Below are 17,199 nucleotides of genomic sequence, written 5' to 3' on the forward strand. Positions count from 1 at the left end.
TCAGTAAAGATGAACCATGTATTCAGGAAGAAATAGCCGCTGCTGGTATTTCCAACCCGCCGGCAAGATCTCATCGGCGCCGTCGATGGGAAATCAATCTGGAAATACACGGAACGGAGAAATGCATTGCTGAGTCCCGCCCCAAACCTGACAAAGCTTGCCAACCATTTTGGCTCGGACAAAGGGGATATTGTCCATCACGCGCATAATTATGCGCCGCTTTATTCCTTCCTGTTCGGAGGCTTCCGGGAGCAGCCGTTTTACATGCTCGAAATCGGCCTTCAAATTGGTCCGCAGAACCAGCAACTCGCTGCAAACCGTGTTTCAGCGACCGCGCCATCCGTCGAGATGTGGCTCAATTTCTTTCCGAATGCCTATGTCTACGGCATCGATATTTCCGATTTCTCATCCCTGAACGAACGGGATCGGTTCACGTTTTTCCAATGCGATGCTGGCTCGCGTGAATCGTTAACAGCGGTGAAGCGGAACACACCACCACTCAAGATCATCGTCGATGATGGTTCGCATTGCCCCTATCATCAACAGGTCGCATTTTCCGAACTGTTTGAGAAATTGCAGCCGGGCGGGTTCTACATCATCGAGGACCTTCATTGGCACAATCAGGAAGTCGATGACATCCTGCCGCCTACGCCGCGGACTGAAGACGTTCTCCAGAAGTACCTGCGGACCGGGTTTCTCGACAGCCCCCAGATCAACGAGAGCAGACGGGAGTTGATCCAGTCGCAGATCGCCAATGTTTTCGTGCACTGGGACGAGCGCGGCGGAACCGACCACTGGCGGGTCAAGATGATCGCTATCCAGAAAAAATAGGATCGAATCTTCGACGCTGGTCCGCCCGCGACGCATCGGTTCGGGCGAACGCGGTCCAGAAGATACAACACGCCGGAGCAGCATTGTGAACCTGAGCGCCCCTCCCTTGATTTCCCGGCAAACAGAACCGGGCATGCCTGCGGTCCCCGAAAAAACGCTGGCGGCCGAATGGCTGACCAGACACGTCTTCAGTTTCGAAGCGGGGCCACAGCGCCATCTGGTAACCTCCGGCCTCATCTTCGAAAAGGACGGCCGGATCGGTGGCTACCAACACCCAAACGAAGCTGGATGGCGGATCGATGGCGACAGGTTGCTGATCCTGACAGAGGACGGGACACCCTCCTGCGTCGCCATGCTGATGGAGGCGGATGACGGAGGCTGGATGATTGTCGGCCCCTTCCTGTTGCAGGAGGAGGTGCGCCTTCACTACTTCAGGCCTCTCGCGCTGAGAAATGATTTGCCGGCAGTGCAGACCTTCGATCTCTTCGATACGCTGGTGGCGCGCTATTGTGTTGACCCACTGGCGATTTTCCATTCGGTAGAGGCCAAGGCCCGCGCAGACGGCTTTGCAAGGCTCCGTCAGAGCCTTGAGGCGGATCTCTGGCGAAGCGGGAACTACACGCTCGATGATGTCTATATGAAATTGGCCGAGGCGACGGGTTGGCCTGACCGCCTGATCGAGCGGTTGAAAATGCTGGAACTTGCCGAAGAATGGGACAACCTGTTTCCCATTCAGGAAATGGTCGCCCGTGTTCGGCGCGACGATCTTATCATTTCCGACATGTACCTGCCCCATTCCTTCCTGCGGAAGATCGTAGAGGAGAAATGCGGCCTGCCAGGGCTCACAATTCATCTGAGCAATCACGGCAAGCATCACGGTACGATATGGCCAACGATCCTCGCAACGCATCGTATCCTTCGGCACCACGGCGACAACCATCATTCGGATGTCGCACAGGCGCACAAGGCTGGCATCGACGCCGAATACGTCACAATCTCCGGCTGGTCCACGGGTGAAACCATCCTCTGTTCAGTCGGCCTCGCCGAATTTGCCAAGGCCGTGCGAAAAGCACGGCTCACCAGCTTTTCCTTTGACAGGACAGCGCGGCAGGCCCAGCTGGCGCAATTCGACTCCAACATCCCTCTGCTGATCGTCGCCAGCATGCTTCTCATCCGGCGGGCAAATGCACTCCAGGCGGACACATTGCTGATGTGCGGCAGGGATTCCAATATGTGGGTCCATCTGCTGCGCTGGATGCTCAGCCTATCTCCGCGCAATCTCGCCGTGCACTATCTCCCTTCGTCACGAGACCTTTTCCTTGCCCAAAGCCCGGCCTATGCTGCCTATTTCTCGCGGCTGCGGGGCCAGCGCACGATAATTGCAGACGTCTCAGGCACAGGCCGCAGCCCCGCGCATTTCATCGCCAGCATGGAGGCGCAGGAAGACACCAGCGTCTTCATCGCCCTGAAATCCGACCGCATCGATCCTCCCATGGAAGCACGCGCGCCCGCACGGGACGATGTGCTCCTCGACGCCGGCATTACGATCGATCTGGAGCGTTTCCTTTTCGAACGGTTCAACACCGCCATGGGCGAGGACCGCGCTATCGGAATGGAGTTTCTTGGCACGAAGTTCAATATTCTACGCGAGCATCTGCCGCTCGATGCGGCAAGTGAGGCCCTCATCGCGAAAATGCAGGAAGCCTTCACCCAGACCCTGTTGCTCCTACGACAGTCGCCGATCACAATGCTGCCAGAGGCTCCCAGCGACGACGACTTGCAGGAAGCCCTGCGCAAGCTGGTGCAGGTGGGCGCCCAGTATTTAGATGTGGCTAAGCGCCTCCCGGAGTGAGTGCCGAGACAACTTCATCTCTTCCAACGCGAGTGGAAACAATCGGTACATAGGATGCCAAGGAGCAGGCAAAAACCATTGAAGGCCGATGTTCAGCCTGTTTCTATAGTCCGAGGTCCGGGCGTATTTCCATCTGAATTGTTGTATTGGAAACGTAAAAGCTGCAATCATTGTTTATTTGGTTGCGGGGAACCAACTCAAATTGAGATTTTCAACGGCAGGGGGCAATCTGCTGAAAAAGTTCGCTGGGTCGCATCAAACAGGCCTGTTTCGCGCCACCTCGTAGCACCACAGTATAAATTTCGCACCATGCAACGTCGTGCCGGACCGCATATCTGGGGATGCCTAGCCAGGGGGAATGACACAACAGATTACTGTTGGTCGAATTGGAATGTTATTATTTTCGACGAAAGCGAACATCTAACTGGAACAGAGATTAATTTTATTAAAACTCGGCGCAGTGGATACATCTTTCAATAAAATTTTTAGGCAATCTGTAAAAAAAGACGGAATTTTTCTAATTTATCGCACTACGGTTGCCACTGAATTTAATGTTTTGAGTTACAATATTCGACATAAGGCCATTTCTGTAGAGATTATTTCACAATTTAATTCAAATTACCAATATAATACTAAATATTTATCGGAGAAGTGCTTGGTGTCGAAGTGGCTCGTCGGACATTCACATATTTGATCCCGGCACTGGCCTGAGGTTAAATTAGGCCCAGCCAGGCGGGACATGATGGCGTCGCGCCAACAGGCGGGACGTCGACATTCCATGTCGCGGACGAATTTCTCACCGAACTCGAGAGATCTTGGCGAAGGCAAGGTTTCGAGAACGGAGGTTGCGTACGTCAGAATGCTTCCCGATAAAGCGCCAGCGCATCGTCTTCGCGAACCTCGACAGGGTTGTTGACAAGCAGGCGCGTCTGCATCATCGCGTCCGCAGCAAGCATGGCAAGACCGCTGTCCGTGACGCCGACGTCCCGCAGACGACGTGGCGCACCGCTCGCCACCATGAGCTTGTCCATGTGCTCGACGAAGGCATTCGAGCGGCTCGTTGCATCCCCGTTTCCCGGGACCCTGAGGACATCGGCCAGCTCGGCGTAAAGCGGTGCTGCCGCAGCAGCATTGAACCGAAGCACAGGGCCAAGCATCAATGCGTTCGAAAGCCCGTGCGGGACGTGATAATGACTCCCCAGAGGATAGGCTAGCGCATGAACGGCTGCCACTGGCGAATTGGCAAAGGCCTGCCCCGCCAGGGTCGCTCCCAGCAGCATGGCCTCCCGGGCAGGCCTGTTCTTTCCCTCGTTGCAGGCGGTCACCAGATTGTCTCCGAGAAGCCGAAGTGCTTCGCGTGCGAGCGAGTCCGAAAGTGGGTTTTTCTTATGCTTGCTTGTATAGGCCTCGATGGCATGGACCATCGCATCGATGCCGGTGGCCGCAGTATGAGTCCGGGGCAGGCCGACCGTCAGCTCCGCGTCGAGCAAAACGAAGTCGGCATACAACTGAGGCGACACCACCCCCATTTTCGTGGTTTGGCCAGTGGTAATAATCGAAATGTTAGTAACTTCCGAGCCGGTTCCGGCTGTCGTCGGCACCAGAACAAGTGGCAGACGCATGCCCCTCACATTTCCGATGCCATACATATCGGCAAGAGCCTGATCCGAAACCAGAAGGATGGCGACCAGCTTGGCGATATCGAGGGATGAGCCGCCGCCGAGGCCAATGACGATATCGGTACCGGACTCCTTTGCTGAGGCGACGCATTCTGTAACGATCTGCTCCGGCGGATCGGCAACCACCCTGTCAAAGATCGTGACCGAAAACCCACTGCGGGAAAGCGCCTCGGCGACAGGGGTAACGAGCCCGGCTTTCATAAGTCCGCTATCCGTAATCAGCTGCGCTCTTCGCTCGGGGAACCGTACGGAGAGAAGTTCTCCGAGCCTTCTCGCGCCGCCCCAGGCAACCTGGATGGAGGGAACAGTTCGAAATTCGAAGGGGTTGATAATCATCTGATCCTCCCGGTCCCGCATCAGCGACCGGCCAATCGGGAGATGTCTATGCCGCGACATATATCGATACCGCGTTGGCATCCTCGTGGCCAATACCTTTTACCGGACCTCGCCGAACGCGGCGCCTTGGCTAGGAGTGTACCTCCTGCAGTAGTATCGAGACTGACGGCGGCAGGCCGGGCACGGAAACGAATTCCAGACGACCGCATTCTCGAAGTGCCCCGACGCGATGTTGGCCGACGTCGCCCCATCCGACAATTGCCCATCCGACAATTGAATGTCTACAAATGCGAATTGTGGCGACGTCTTTTCGATCAGCAGGAAAGCTTGCTTGCGGCCCGCAGCGATCCCCATAATCTCAAGTCCGGCTGGCCACCTAATAGCCACCGGTAAGAAAGATTGTCTCACCAGTCATGAAGCTACATGCCTGAGACGCGAGGAACACCGCTGCTCCCACCATTTCTTCCGGCCGCCCCGCACGCCCCATCCAGTTGAGTGTCCTGACATATTCTTCCCAGCCCTCCGGGTCCTCGGTGCGGCGGTGCGCGTTGCGGTCCGTGTCGACAAGACCGGGAGCAAGTGTGTTGAGCAAGACGTTGTCACGAGCATAGTCTCGCGCCTGGCTTTGAATCAGATTATGCTGCGCGGCCTTGGTTGCCGCGTAAGCGGTAACGACGCTTTTTGGCCTTAGCTGATTGACTGAGCCAATGGAAACAACCCTGCCCCATTTGCGCGCCGCCATTTTTGGCAGCGCCGATTGCAGCATATCGATGGTCGAACCCAGATTGACCGCCAATTGAAACGCCAGGTCGTTTGGCGTCAACGCAGAAAGCGTGGCATTGATCTGAGCGCTTGCGTTGATGACGAGAATATCGACCGGTGCGATCGCCTCTGCGCGCTCGATGAGAGCCCGGCCAGCGCCGGCTTCGGAGAGATCGCCCGCCAGCTCATCAGCTGTAGCGCCGCTCGCGACGATCCGCTGCTGCACGGCCGCTGTCGCACCCGGCTTCGCGCCATGCAGGATGACATGCGCACCAGCACCCGCCAACCCCTCGGCAATCGCCGCACCGATGCCGCGACTGGAACCGGTGACCAGAGCCGTACGACCCTTCAGACCAAAGACGCTTTCGAGACGCATTTCTATCCTTCGAACAATAAGATGCGCGCGCCGGCAATACCCGGGCGGCAGGAAAACAGACCGCCGGATAGCGGCGCATCGGCGAGCGTGGATGCCGGCAGGCGCGTACGGGCGCTGGTGATGAACAGCGTCGAAAGGTCCGGCCCACCAAAGGCGATGCTGGTTGGACGCGGCACCGGCATTTCGATGACCTGGTCCAGCTTGCCGTTTGGCAGGTAGCGGCGCACGCACCAGCCATCCCAGATCGCGCACCAGACGCCTCCTTCCGCATCGACGGCGAGACCGTCCGGCCGGCCATCGGCCACGGGGATGCGGGCAAATTCGCGCCGCTCCGAAAGCGTACCCGTCGCCGGATCGCAATCATAGGCATGTATGAGCCCCGGCACCGTGTCGACGAAATAGAAGGTTCTGCCGTCCGGGCTCCAGCCGAGACCATTGGAGACAATGATGCCGCCTTCCTTGCGCTCGAATGCGCCGTCGGCATTGATCCGATAGAGTGCACCGGTTGGCTTGGAAGCGTCGATACGCATCGACCCGACCCAGATCGCGCCATCCGGCCCGCATTTGGCATCATTCAGCCGGTTGTCGGCAATGCCGGCCTCCGGGCTGACGAAAGGCGTCAGGCGGCCAGACGCAAAATCGAGCCATTCGACCCCGTCTTGGGAGGCCACCAGCAACCTTCCGGCCGTAACCGGGATGACCGCGCTGACGAGCTTGCCGGTTTCACACGTCTCGTTACGGCCGGTGGCCGGATCGTAACGGTGGACAGCCGGATGGAGAATATCGACCCAGTAAAGCGCGTTTTCGGCCTCATGCCAGACCGGGCTTTCGCCCAGTTGCGCACCCCATGGCAGAATGCAGCTAAGTTCGGCTATCGGTCGGCCTGTCGCCGAGCGCGGACGGGGTCGGGAACTGATGGCGACGGCACCGGCCGCACCGGTGATGCGGCGGGCAGCGGCAATCAGCTCGCGTCCGGCAGGGTGGATATTGGAAGCGTCGAGACGCGACGACGGCCCGAGCGCGACAAGCACACCCATAGGCGTATTGTCCCGGCCCATCACCGGCGCTGCGACGGAATTCACGCCCGGCAGGTGTTCCTCGTAAGAAATCGAATAACCCCGCGCCCGCGTCAGTGTCAGATCGGCCTGCAATGCATCAAGAGCGGTGATGGTCTTGGGTGTCTGCGGATCGAGCGTGAGGCGATCCAGCAGAGAACGACCAACGGCGGGATCCTGAAAGGCGAGCAGCGCCTTGCCCGGTGCCGTGCAATGCAACGGCACACGCCGCCCCACTTCGACGCGGACGGAAAGACCATTGGGCGAGCGCTCGGCCAGATATTGCGTCATGATGCCGTCGAGCCGGCAAAGCGCGACGGTCTCGCCAAGTTCAGCCGCCAGCCGTTCCAGTTCCGGGGTCGCGGCCGAGACGAGATCGAAGCTCTCCCAGACCTTATGGGACATTTCGAGAAAACGTTGTCCCAGAACGTAGGTGCCACGCGCCTCATCCTGCCGCACAAGGCCATAGGCGATGAGTGTGCGCAGGATGCGGGCGAAAGTCGGCTTGGGCAGACCGGAGGCACGCAAAAGCTCGGCAAAGCGCGGCGGCTCGGGCGCATCGGCGACCATATCGAGAAGCGTCAGCCCCTTGGAAAGAGCCGCCGTTCCCCCCGGTGTTTCCGGCTTCATCGCGTCTGCTCCTTCGCGAGGCGCTGTCGCCTTGCGGTGGCCGCTTCGTCCAGCATCCGGTCCATCGTCCATTGCGCTTCAAACCCCAGGGTGTTTCTGATCCGCTCGTTTGAAGTATGGTAATAAACGCCGGCGCCGGGAAAATCGACTGTCACGATTGGCAGGCCGGTCAATGCTGCCATGCGCGGCAGAAGTTCGGCGAAATCGGCTGGTTCATCCGCTCCGAGATTGAAGATGCCGCCCGCCGCTTTCGGGTGGTCCAGGGCAAGCAGAATGCCGGCAACCATATCGCGGGTGTCCGTTATATGCATGCGGAAAGGCCGTCCCTCCTCGTTGCGTGCCAGAACATGCGATGCTTCGCCGATATCCCGTGACTGGAGAAGCTCGGCGACCGCCACGTTTCCGAAGTTCTGCTGCTGGCGAATGCGCGGCCGCAGGAAAAACCGGGGGCCGGAAAAGAAACTGTCTTCATCCAGCAGTTCGGCCGCATCCTGCGTATGCGAGAAACGCAGGATGACCGTTTCCATTGTCCCGGCCCGTTGGTGGAAACTTACAAGCTCCTCACCCAGCAGCTTGGTCAGACCATAGGGTGAGTTGGGATTGAGAGGATGTTCCTCCGTTACCGGCAGAAATTCCGGCCGATTTTCGGGATAGACCTCGCCTGAGGAAGCGAACACGAACCGCCGCACGCCGGCCGCCGCAGCCGCATCGAGAAGGCGGCGCGTGCCCTCGACATTGACGGCAAACATGCGATCGCGATCTCCCGGTGCCCAGGACATGAATGCGCCGAGATGCAGAACGCCGGTGACGCCTTCAATGGCGCCAGCCAATGCCTCTGTGTCTTCCAGCGACCCCACGACCTCCTCACCGCCCGTGCCGGACGGCCGCAGATCAAAGCCGCGAACGGCACGGCCTTCTGCACGCAACGCGGCAACGACGGCGCGGCCGACTCGACCCGCCGATCCGGTAACGAGGATCATAGCCGTTCTCCGCTCTTCGCGTCGAAGAGATAAAGCTGGGCCGGATCGAAACCAAGCCGCAGCTCTTCATTCCCCGGCAGGTTGCCGGTGTGCGAAACGCGGGCAATCAGCCCCTTGGACTTGCCCTCTTCACCATCGGCGATTCTGGCACCCTCAGCATCGAAATAGACGTATTTTTCCGATCCGAGGCTTTCCACCAGCGTCGGGCGAACGCCGAATGTGACGGGTGCATCGCCGAGCACGAGATGTTCCGGCCGCAAACCGACGACAACGCTTCCCTGATGGCGCGCCGCACCCGGCAGTGAGACCTTTTGCCCAAAAAGGGTGAGCGTACCGTCGCGTATATCCGCATTGAGGAAGTTCATGCCCGGAGAGCCGATGAAGCCGGCAACGAAAAGATTGGCCGGGTTGTTGAACAGCTCGTCCGGTGCCGCGATCTGCTGGATGATGCCGCCCTGCATGATGACGACACGATCCGCCATCGTCATCGCCTCGACCTGGTCATGCGTCACATAAACGGTGGTGACGCCGATCCGCTTGTGCAGCGCGCCGATTTCGGCACGCATGTGGACACGCAGCTTGGCATCGAGGTTGGACAGCGGCTCGTCCATGAGGAACGCCTGCGGCTGGCGAACGATCGCTCGTCCCAGAGCCACGCGCTGACGCTGACCACCCGACAGATCCTTCGGCTTGCGATCGAGATAGGGCGTCACTTCGAGGATACGCGCCGCATCGTCGACGCGCCTGTCGATCTCCTGCCTGTCCGTGCCGCGCATCTTCAGCCCGAAACCGATATTCTGGCGGACCGTCAGATGCGGATAAAGCGCGTAATTCTGGAAAACCATCGCGATGTCGCGGTCGCCCGGCGCAAGGTCGGTCACTTCGCGGTCGCCGATGAAAATCTGCCCTTCGCTTGCCGGCTCGAGACCGGCGAGGATCTTCAGCATCGTCGACTTGCCGCAGCCGGAAGGCCCGACCAGCACCACGAACTCGCCATTCTCGATTTCAAGCGAGAAGGGTCTGAGCACGTTGAGCGCGCCATAGGACTTGCTGACGTTGCGAATGGAAATATTGGCCATGCTTATTTCTCCGCGCCAGCGGTCAAACCGCCGACCAAATAACGTTCAAGGAACAAATAGATTGCGATGATCGGCAACGCGATGAACACCGATGCGGCAGAGATGTCGTTCCAGTAGGTGACATATTCGCCCTGCATCGTGGTGATGCCGAGATTGGCCGTCCAGTTGTCCGGCGAGTTGACCAGAAAGGTGCGCGCATAGGCGTAATCGGCCCAGCTGAGCACAAAGGCGTAAAGCGCGGTGGCGGCAAGCCCGGGTGTTGCGATGGGAAGCACGACACGCACCATTGCGCCGATCGGCGAGCAGCCATCAACCATGGCCGCCTGCTCGAGTTCCTTCGGGATCGTATCGAAATAACCCTTCAGCATCCAGGTTGCGAAGGGAATGATCATGGTCGAATGCGCAAGCACCAGCGTCCATAGGCTGCCGATCAGACCGAAGCTCGAAAAGATCGAAAACAGCGGGATGACGAGTAGCGTGGCGGGCAACATCTTGGCTGTGAGAACGAACATTCCCATGGTAGCGCCGCCCCGCATCGAATAGCGAGACAGGGCGTAACCGGCGCTGACCGAAACCAGCATCGACAGCGCAACCGAGCCGACAGCGGCAAGCATCGAATTCCACAGCCACAGAAGGATCGGCTTTGCCGCCCAGACACGGGCAAAAATGTCCCATTGCGGATCGTCCGGCCAGAAAGTCGGTGGCAGGCGGTAGAGTTCGTCGGTGGTGGAAAGGGCGGTAACCAGCAGCCAGTAGACCGGGAACAGGATCATCACCAGCGTGAAGATCACCGTCGCGTAGAGGGCAAGGCTCTGTGCAAAGCTACGTTTCATCAAAGCCTCCTCAGTAGATTGATTTCGAGCGCCGGCCGAGCATCAGCAGGCTGGCAATGATGCAGATCACCAGCGTCAGCACGCCGACGGCGGCAGCGCGACCGAAGTTGTGATACTGGAAGGCCTGATCGTAGGTCATGATCGACAGCGTCTGCGTCGAGCGCAGCGGGCCGCCGCCGGTCAGGACCTTGATGATGGAAAAGTCGCGGAACACCCAAAGCAGGGTCAGCACCAGCGTGACGCCGAGGACCGGCATCAGCAGAGGCATGGTGATCCAGCGAAAACGCTGCCAGACGCTGGCGCCATCCACCTTGGCGGCGGCGTAATAATCGGCGGGAATGGACTGCAGGCCGGCGAGGCACATGATCGACACGAAAGGAAAGCCCTTCCACACCATGGTGATCGACACCGCCCAGAAGGCGGCTGTGGAACTGCTGACCCAGGGGATCATCTGGTCGGTGAAACCGAGCTTTATCGCCAGCCATCCGAACAGGCCGAAAGACGTGTCGAACATCCATGCGAAGATGACGACCGCGATGATTTCCGGCACCGCCCAGGGCAGCGCCATTCCCAGCCGCGCGACGGTCCGACCTTTGAAGCGGTTATTGGCGAGAAGCGCCGTGCTGAGGCCGACCGCGACGCTGCCGGCGGTTACGACGATAACCAGCTTCAGCGTCACCCAGCAGGCCAGCCAGAATTCCGGCGAGGAGAACAGCCAGGTGTAGTTGCTGACCGAAAACGGCCGGCTCGCGCCGCCAAGCCGGGGTATCTTGACCTGCTGAAACGACAGGTCGATTGCAAGGATCAGCGGCCAGACGATGATGGCGGCAACCATCAGGACCGCTGGCGCGATCAGAATATAGCCGAGGAGATGTTGCCGGCTCGGACGCGCAAGATCGAAGAACTTGCGACGCCCAGCCCGAACGGGTTCGGTCATGGATGGTCCTCCTGCCGGATGCGGATGATGGCCATGGCCCTTTCCGGACCATGGCAAGACAACGGGATCAACCCTTGATGGCTTCGGCCTTTGTCTGCATGGTTTTCGCTACCGCCGCCGGATCGAGATCCTGAATGATCATCCGCTGGCTTTCTTCCATCACCATCTTGCTGAACTCGTTGTAGAAGAGTTCAAGTCCGGTCGGAATGCGGTCGATCCCGGCCTCGGAGGCGGCCTTCATCGTCTCGATCAGCACCGGGAAATGCGGAATGGTCTTTTCGACGCCGGAGACATCCGCGGTTGGGCTCGGTGGCGTATTGCCGCCCAGCGTCGCATAGCTGCGCTGGAATTCCGGTGTCATGGTCAGCTTGATGAAGTCCCAGACCAGAGCCTTCTGATCGTCGGGAATATCCGCCGGCATGGCGAGCACGTTGGACGATCCGCCGAGCGGCGGATGAAGCGGCGGGGCGGCGTAGACGATATCGCTCTTGGCCGAACCCTTCTCGGTGGTGCCATAAAGCCAGGGGCCGTCCAGCCGCATGGCCATCTTGCCATCGGCAAACAGCTTGCGCACGTCGCTGGCGCTCATGTCCACCGGGCTGACACCGCTTTTCATGACGGTTTTCCAGCGCGTCAGACCCTCGACCATTTCAGGCGTATCGATGGTGACATTGCCGTCCTTGTCGGTCCAGTAAGCACCGGCATCGATGATGTAGTTCAGCATTTCCGTCAGATACTGACCCGGACCGCCCTTTGTTTCGTGGCCGGTGCCGAACTGGTCGATGATGCCGTCGCCGTTGAGGTCCTTGGTGGTTGCCTTCGCGGCGGCCAGAAACTCGTCATAGGTCTTCGGCACGGCAATGCCGGCCGCGTCGAGGATTTTCTTGTTGTAAGCCATGACGAAACCGAAATAGTTCGTCATGATGCAGACAGTCTCGCCATTCCATTCGCATTTCTGCTGACCGGCCCAGCCGGTCATGTCGATCCCGTCCTTCTTCAGCCACGGGTCCAGCGGCTCCAGCCATCCGCTATCGGCGAACATCTGGAACTCGAAGGATGCGAGATGGACGATCTGCGGCGGCTGGTTGGCCGCGAAAAGCGTCGTCATCGTATCCGCATAGGAACTGCGCTCCGCCTTGGTGAATTCGATCTTCACGCCCGGATGCTGTTTTTCGAATGCGGCAATCGCCGAATGCCACCATTCGCCGGTACCGGCATCATCCGTCTGCCAGGAAATGAATTTCAGGACGGTATCGGCCCTGGCCGGGGCAAGGCTGCCCATTGTCATCAAAACGGCGGTTGCGGTGCCGAGCGCCAGCCGGCTTATTGTCTTGTTCATGGCTTCCTCCTCCAAAAAACCAGTTCAGATACGTTCAATCAGACCGAGCGCCGCCTCCGACGGCCTTACCCCAAGTCCGGGTCCGGACGGCAGGTGATATGTGCCCTCCCGGCAATCCATGTCGCCTTCCAGCAGGTGACGGTTCGGCTCGAAGATCGAATGCTGGAATTCGTGACCTTTAAGCGTTGGCAATGTCGATGACGCCTGCAGGCTGGCGGCAAGAAATATGCCTGCGCCAACGGTGGCGTGCGGGATCACATCGATGCCGTACTCGGAAGCGAGAGCACCGATACGGATGAAATTGGTGATGCCCTTGTGGCCCATTTCCGGCTGCACGATTGCGATACGGCAGCGCTCGATGCGGGCGCGCATGTCCCAGTGGGTGCGCCATTCCTCACCAACGGCAATTGGAACTTCGGTGTTCTTGGAAACCTTCTCCAGACCGGCAATGTCTTCCGTCCAGACCGGTGCTTCGGCAAACCAGGGATCGAAGGGCTCCATCTCGGCAATGAGTTCCAGCGCCCGTTCGGGCGTCTGGTTCCAGTGCATGTCAGCGGCGATCTTTGCATCCGGTCCGAGAACGTGCCGGAGATTTTCCATTTCGGCAGCCGGGCCATCGTCCGCCACGGGTGTTGCGAACTTGAACGCATTGAAGCCGCGATCCTGCCAGTATTTTGCCAGTTCACCACGCGCCTTGAGCGTCTTTTCCGGCAGGCCTGAAACATAGGCCGGAAAAACATCAACGCCGCCACCCAGCATATCGCGAACGGACTTGCCGGCTTCCTGTCCGGCAATATCCCATAGCGCGATATCGAGAGCGGCGAGCGCATCCACATAGAAGCCGCCGGTATAACCGCGCACCCTCATCATGTCGTAAAGATCGTCGTAGATCGCCGAAGGATCCGAAGCATCGCGCCCAACGACGAAACCGGCGAGAAGATCGTTGATCAGCGCGGCAACCGCGCCGGGCGCCACGATACCGTAGGTCTCCCCCCAGCCGACCGTACCGGCCGCTGTCGTCATGCGCACCAGCACGCTGCGGTCGAAGGTCGGATAGACCGTGCGGTTTCCCTTGCGCACGATATAGCCGTTGGGATTGACCACCTCCCCCTCACGCAGGGCGCCGAGATACGGAACCTTGCGCGGCTGCGTCAGCGTAAAAACCTCGATGGTTGCGATGGGGCTGTTCATGCGGCCTCCGGAGCAAGGAGGCCAAGCTCGACCAGATTGGCATCGATATCGGCAATGGCCGCCGAATCGAGATCCGGCGTGGGCGCACGCACACCGACACCTTCGATGACGCCGCGACGCACCAGCACATGCTTGGTCAGGCGCATGCGGTACACCGCCTGCAGGACCAGAAGCGGCAGGGTGCGGACATAGATCTTGCGGGCTTCATCATGCTTTCCTGCATTGATCGCCCGATCAATCGCCACATGTTCCTCGACAATTTCCAGAGCCGGCATGGCGGCAGTCGCGCCGCGGGCATATTCGTCGAGAATGTAGCGGGCGCCGCCGCCGCCGATGGTACCCTTCAGGGTGTCGGGCGCATGGGCCATGATATGGCTGATGGCCGGGCCCGCCGGCAGCGTCTCTTCCTTCACATAGGCGACCTGAGGCAGAGCACGCACGATCTCGACGATCGCCTGCGGCGAAAGGTCTGAGCCCCGCGGCGCCGGCGCATTCTGCAGGATAATCTCCACCTCCGGCAGCGCCTCGACGACCTTGCCGAGAAACGCAATCAGGGCAGGCGCATCTGTGCCCACCGATTTTGGCGGCTGAACCATCAGATGGCGAATGCCGAGATCCGCCGCAGCGCGCCCGTGCTCGACAACCTCGCGCCAGTCGGCAGCGCTGGCACCTGCGACGACCGGCACCCGGCCGGCAACGGCCGCAACGACGATCTTCAGCAGCGCCGCCCGCTCCCCTGCGCTGAGGGCCTCGACCTCACTGGCGAAACCGGGAAACACGACACCGTCCACACCCTTCTCAAGCGCAAACTTCACCAGCCGCTCCATACCCGCTTCGTCAACGCCGCCACTCGCCAGAAAAGGCGTCGGCAAGACAGGCAAAATCCCCTTAAGGCCAACCACTCTCTTACTCCTCCTCACTAAGTATCATATATTGATACCTTGAATTCACTAATTGACACTACATAGACTTGCGCCCTATGACAAGCCCCCAGATGAAATGAGCGAGGAGGTTCACGGAATGGCAGGACAAGCGACATCCATCATCGTCGATTGGGGAACAACATCGTTGCGGGCAACGCTCGTCAGCCAAAACGGCAAGGAACTGGATCATCTTGAAACGGCGCAGGGTATCTCGAGCCTGAGCAAGGGGGAGCACGAAGCTGTCCTGATGGCGGCACTTGCTTCCTGGTTTTCCACGCACGGGGCATTGCCCGTCGCGGCACTGGGCATGATCACCAGCCGTAACGGCTGGATCGAAGTTCCCTATGTGCCCTGCCCGGCAGGCCCGGCCGAACTTGCCGCCGGGACGGTGCGCCGCACGCTGCCGAACGGATCGGATCTGGTATTCCTGCCGGGCCTGAACGACCCTGCACGCCGACCTTTTCCGGACGTCATGCGAGGGGAAGAAACCCAGATCGTCGGCCATGGGCTCGATAGAAACATTACGGTCATCATCCCTGGAACACACAGCAAATGGGCGCGCATCAAAGCGGGGGAAATCGACAGCTTTCAGACGTTCGTCACGGGTGAAATCTTCAATCTGCTCATCAATCACTCTTTCATCGCCCGCGGCTCCACCCAGCCCCCGGTAGATGACGGTGATGCTTTTCTTTGGGGGCTCAAAGAGGCAAAGCAATCCGTCGCCATGTCGTCCCTGTTATTTTCAGCGCGGACAGGCACCCTTGCGGGCAAGCTGTCAGCCGATCAATTGCGATCATTCGTCCGCGGACTGGTGATTGGCCAGGAGTTTCAGCAGGCGCGGGATGCCGGCTGGTTCGTGGAAAAGGGTGAAGCGACAATTGTCGGTAATGACGGTCTCAATGACCTCTACGCACAGGCGGCGGAGATCTTTGACCTAAGGACGTCCATTGGTACCGAGGATGATTTGACCAAAGGTGCGCTGGCGGTCCTGCATCAGACGCTTTCGTGACGAGCCTTGGGTGAAATCAGTTCAGGATCAGAGGAGATAATATGTACCACTTTCCGGCCAGCATCGGCACGAACCGCTATGATAGCGATATTGTTGCCATCCTCACCCGCCTGCAGCGCCTTGGGTTACCCACCGATCCCATTGCATTTTACGGCTCCTCCTCGTTTCGCATGTGGAATTCACTCACCGAAGATATGAACTCGCTTGATGCCGTCAATCTGGGTTTTGGTGGCGCCACCTTCCTGTCTGCAGTCCACTACATGGACCAGCTTCTGGTGCCCCTGAAACCCCAACGAACGCTCATCTATTTTGGTGAGAACGATATCGCCAGCGACGGTCAGACGGCTGAAACGGCGTTTCGGCATTTCCTGACATTGACGGATCGCATTTCGGAAACCTTGCCACAAACGCAGTTGTACATTCTTGCGATCAAACCCAGTCCGGCACGCTGGATATATCGCGACGAGTTCGAGCGCTTCAACCGATTGACGCGGGACTGGTGTGAGAAGGGGACGATGGTAGTCTGGCTGGATCCTAACGAGGGCCTCCTGGGTGAGAACGGGTTGCCGCGGTTCGGCTTTTATCAACCCGACCTCGTTCACCTCAACCCCGCAGGTTATGCAATCTGGGCGCAGAACCTCAAGGCCGGTTTAAAAAAAGCCTGTTAGACCAACAGCTGCAGGGGGTAACGACAACGAGGTTCCAGGGCGTTCGACTTTCAATATCCTGTCATTCAAGATAGCCTCTTCCCATAGGTCCGACTAAATTCCGCCGGACCTTCCCGGCATGGTGTCAAGGTCGCCATGCATGTTCGCCCACGGCTAGGTGTAACCTTGCACCTCGTTGGCGCGGCGTGCGGAGCACGCCGGCTAAAAGGTTTTCTCGCAATGCAAGTGCTACCCGTCCCGAGCTGGTTCAGCAGATAATGCCGCTCGTGCTGTTTCATATGCGCGAGGGCATGGATACGGAGACGATGCAGCCGTTCATCGGCAGCACCCGGCGCCTAATCCAGAAGGTCGTAATTGCCAAGACGCCCGGCCATCAACCGGCCTCGCTGGAGGTCCGTGGCCAGATCGCATCGATCTTGGCGGCGATGGACGCAGCAACGATCATGAAGAAGCGTTTCGAGGCGCTTGCGCGGCCCGATTCCTTGGAACGGCTTCGAGCCGGCGAGTTGGACACGGATGCCAAACGCAAAAAGCTCCTCGACGCGTACGCGGAGGAGCTTGATGTTAAAGAGACAGAATGGTCGAATTCACAAGTATTTTTGGTTGCGGGGGCAGGATTTGAACCTGCGGCCTTCAGGTTATGAGCCTGACGAGCTACCGGGCTGCTCCACCCCGCGTTACCGGCGTAAATCCCTATTGGATTTATCGCGACTGCATCA

At 59.1% G+C, this 17,199-nt stretch carries 15 protein-coding genes and 1 tRNA gene; 4 read left to right on the plus strand and 12 right to left on the minus strand.

The genetic code is table 11. The features are described from left to right. Window positions 1–264 precede the first annotated feature (264 nt). Together OK142_RS13190 and OK142_RS13195 are read left to right on the plus strand one after the other, a co-directional pair. The gene (locus OK142_RS13190) at window positions 265–831 is read left to right on the plus strand and encodes a hypothetical protein (protein ID WP_498683198.1); all 567 of its coding nucleotides are present in this window, start codon (window positions 265–267) and stop codon (window positions 829–831) included. A 133-nt stretch (window positions 832–964) separates the two neighbouring features. Then, window positions 965–2,683 carry a hypothetical protein gene (locus tag OK142_RS13195; RefSeq protein ID WP_498683200.1) on the plus strand — a complete coding sequence of 573 codons (1,719 nt, stop codon included), beginning with the start codon at window positions 965–967 and terminating at the stop codon, window positions 2,681–2,683. An 854-nt stretch (window positions 2,684–3,537) separates the two neighbouring features. Here the strand turns inward: OK142_RS13195 and OK142_RS13200 are convergent. The 10 genes from OK142_RS13200 to OK142_RS13245 all read right to left on the minus strand — a co-directional run bounded on the left by OK142_RS13200 (window position 3,538) and on the right by OK142_RS13245 (window position 14,782). Beyond that, a complete protein-coding gene (locus OK142_RS13200; RefSeq protein ID WP_498683202.1) occupies window positions 3,538–4,698 on the minus strand; it encodes an iron-containing alcohol dehydrogenase in 1,161 nt (386 codons plus the stop codon). 376 nt (window positions 4,699–5,074) lie between these two features. Further along, window positions 5,075–5,836 carry an SDR family NAD(P)-dependent oxidoreductase gene (locus OK142_RS13205; protein ID WP_498683204.1) on the minus strand — a complete coding sequence of 254 codons (762 nt, stop codon included), beginning with the start codon at window positions 5,834–5,836 and terminating at the stop codon, window positions 5,075–5,077. A gap of 2 nt (window positions 5,837–5,838) precedes the next feature. Next, window positions 5,839–7,521, minus strand: coding sequence for an SMP-30/gluconolactonase/LRE family protein (locus OK142_RS13210; RefSeq protein ID WP_498683206.1), 1,683 nt, complete (start codon window positions 7,519–7,521; stop codon window positions 5,839–5,841). Then, a complete protein-coding gene (locus OK142_RS13215; RefSeq protein ID WP_444759651.1) occupies window positions 7,518–8,501 on the minus strand; it encodes an NAD-dependent epimerase/dehydratase family protein in 984 nt (327 codons plus the stop codon). Before OK142_RS13215 ends, OK142_RS13210 begins: the two co-directional genes overlap by 4 nt. Continuing rightward, window positions 8,498–9,580, minus strand: a complete 1,083-nt coding sequence (locus OK142_RS13220; protein WP_003492167.1) for an ABC transporter ATP-binding protein — start codon at window positions 9,578–9,580, stop codon at window positions 8,498–8,500. The genes OK142_RS13215 and OK142_RS13220 overlap by 4 nt, the downstream gene beginning before the upstream one ends. Before the next feature lie 2 nt (window positions 9,581–9,582). After that, complete coding sequence (locus OK142_RS13225) at window positions 9,583–10,413, minus strand: carbohydrate ABC transporter permease (RefSeq protein WP_003492168.1); 831 nt, start codon at window positions 10,411–10,413, stop codon at window positions 9,583–9,585. A 10-nt stretch (window positions 10,414–10,423) separates the two neighbouring features. After that, complete coding sequence (locus tag OK142_RS13230; RefSeq protein WP_498683208.1) at window positions 10,424–11,350, minus strand: carbohydrate ABC transporter permease; 927 nt, start codon at window positions 11,348–11,350, stop codon at window positions 10,424–10,426. A 67-nt stretch (window positions 11,351–11,417) separates the two neighbouring features. Next, window positions 11,418–12,689, minus strand: a complete 1,272-nt coding sequence (locus tag OK142_RS13235) for an ABC transporter substrate-binding protein (protein WP_216330224.1) — start codon at window positions 12,687–12,689, stop codon at window positions 11,418–11,420. Between the two features lie 24 nt (window positions 12,690–12,713). After that, complete coding sequence (locus OK142_RS13240; RefSeq protein WP_498683209.1) at window positions 12,714–13,880, minus strand: mandelate racemase/muconate lactonizing enzyme family protein; 1,167 nt, start codon at window positions 13,878–13,880, stop codon at window positions 12,714–12,716. Further along, a complete protein-coding gene (locus OK142_RS13245; protein ID WP_498683210.1) occupies window positions 13,877–14,782 on the minus strand; it encodes a dihydrodipicolinate synthase family protein in 906 nt (301 codons plus the stop codon). Before OK142_RS13245 ends, OK142_RS13240 begins: the two co-directional genes overlap by 4 nt. Window positions 14,783–14,900: 118 nt before the next feature. Between OK142_RS13245 and OK142_RS13250 the strand changes: the two genes are divergently transcribed. Together OK142_RS13250 and OK142_RS13255 are read left to right on the plus strand one after the other, a co-directional pair. After that, on the plus strand, window positions 14,901–15,812 hold the full coding sequence (locus tag OK142_RS13250; RefSeq protein ID WP_498683212.1) for a 2-dehydro-3-deoxygalactonokinase: 912 nt from the start codon (window positions 14,901–14,903) through the stop codon (window positions 15,810–15,812). A gap of 41 nt (window positions 15,813–15,853) precedes the next feature. Beyond that, complete coding sequence (locus tag OK142_RS13255; protein ID WP_498683213.1) at window positions 15,854–16,480, plus strand: SGNH/GDSL hydrolase family protein; 627 nt, start codon at window positions 15,854–15,856, stop codon at window positions 16,478–16,480. A 373-nt stretch (window positions 16,481–16,853) separates the two neighbouring features. Here OK142_RS13255 and OK142_RS13260 read toward each other — a convergent pair whose 3' ends face one another. Together OK142_RS13260 and OK142_RS13265 are read right to left on the minus strand one after the other, a co-directional pair. After that, on the minus strand, window positions 16,854–17,003 hold the full coding sequence (locus OK142_RS13260) for a hypothetical protein (protein WP_164056413.1): 150 nt from the start codon (window positions 17,001–17,003) through the stop codon (window positions 16,854–16,856). 77 nt (window positions 17,004–17,080) lie between these two features. After that, window positions 17,081–17,157, minus strand: a tRNA-Met gene (locus OK142_RS13265). Window positions 17,158–17,199 lie beyond the last annotated feature (42 nt).

The sequence above is a fragment of the Agrobacterium sp. BT-220-3 genome, assembly GCF_025910175.1.
In the GTDB taxonomy this organism is placed as follows: Bacteria; Pseudomonadota; Alphaproteobacteria; order Rhizobiales; family Rhizobiaceae; genus Agrobacterium; species Agrobacterium oryzihabitans.

What these genes read in the sequence shown, in the direction of transcription:
- OK142_RS13205 (WP_498683204.1), bottom strand. Translation starts at nt 5,836, where the DNA reads ATGCGTCTCGAAAGCGTCTTTGGTCTGAAGGGTCGTACGGCTCTGGTC.
- OK142_RS13225 (WP_003492168.1), bottom strand. Translation starts at nt 10,413, where the DNA reads ATGAAACGTAGCTTTGCACAGAGCCTTGCCCTCTACGCGACGGTGATC.
- OK142_RS13235 (WP_216330224.1), bottom strand. Translation starts at nt 12,689, where the DNA reads ATGAACAAGACAATAAGCCGGCTGGCGCTCGGCACCGCAACCGCCGTT.
- OK142_RS13230 (WP_498683208.1), bottom strand. Translation starts at nt 11,350, where the DNA reads ATGACCGAACCCGTTCGGGCTGGGCGTCGCAAGTTCTTCGATCTTGCG.
- OK142_RS13210 (WP_498683206.1), bottom strand. Translation starts at nt 7,521, where the DNA reads ATGAAGCCGGAAACACCGGGGGGAACGGCGGCTCTTTCCAAGGGGCTG.
- OK142_RS13195 (WP_498683200.1), top strand. Translation starts at nt 965, where the DNA reads ATGCCTGCGGTCCCCGAAAAAACGCTGGCGGCCGAATGGCTGACCAGA.
- OK142_RS13200 (WP_498683202.1), bottom strand. Translation starts at nt 4,698, where the DNA reads ATGATTATCAACCCCTTCGAATTTCGAACTGTTCCCTCCATCCAGGTT.
- OK142_RS13240 (WP_498683209.1), bottom strand. Translation starts at nt 13,880, where the DNA reads ATGAACAGCCCCATCGCAACCATCGAGGTTTTTACGCTGACGCAGCCG.
- OK142_RS13250 (WP_498683212.1), top strand. Translation starts at nt 14,901, where the DNA reads ATGGCAGGACAAGCGACATCCATCATCGTCGATTGGGGAACAACATCG.
- OK142_RS13190 (WP_498683198.1), top strand. Translation starts at nt 265, where the DNA reads ATGCTCGAAATCGGCCTTCAAATTGGTCCGCAGAACCAGCAACTCGCT.
- OK142_RS13255 (WP_498683213.1), top strand. Translation starts at nt 15,854, where the DNA reads ATGTACCACTTTCCGGCCAGCATCGGCACGAACCGCTATGATAGCGAT.
- OK142_RS13215 (WP_444759651.1), bottom strand. Translation starts at nt 8,501, where the DNA reads ATGATCCTCGTTACCGGATCGGCGGGTCGAGTCGGCCGCGCCGTCGTT.
- OK142_RS13220 (WP_003492167.1), bottom strand. Translation starts at nt 9,580, where the DNA reads ATGGCCAATATTTCCATTCGCAACGTCAGCAAGTCCTATGGCGCGCTC.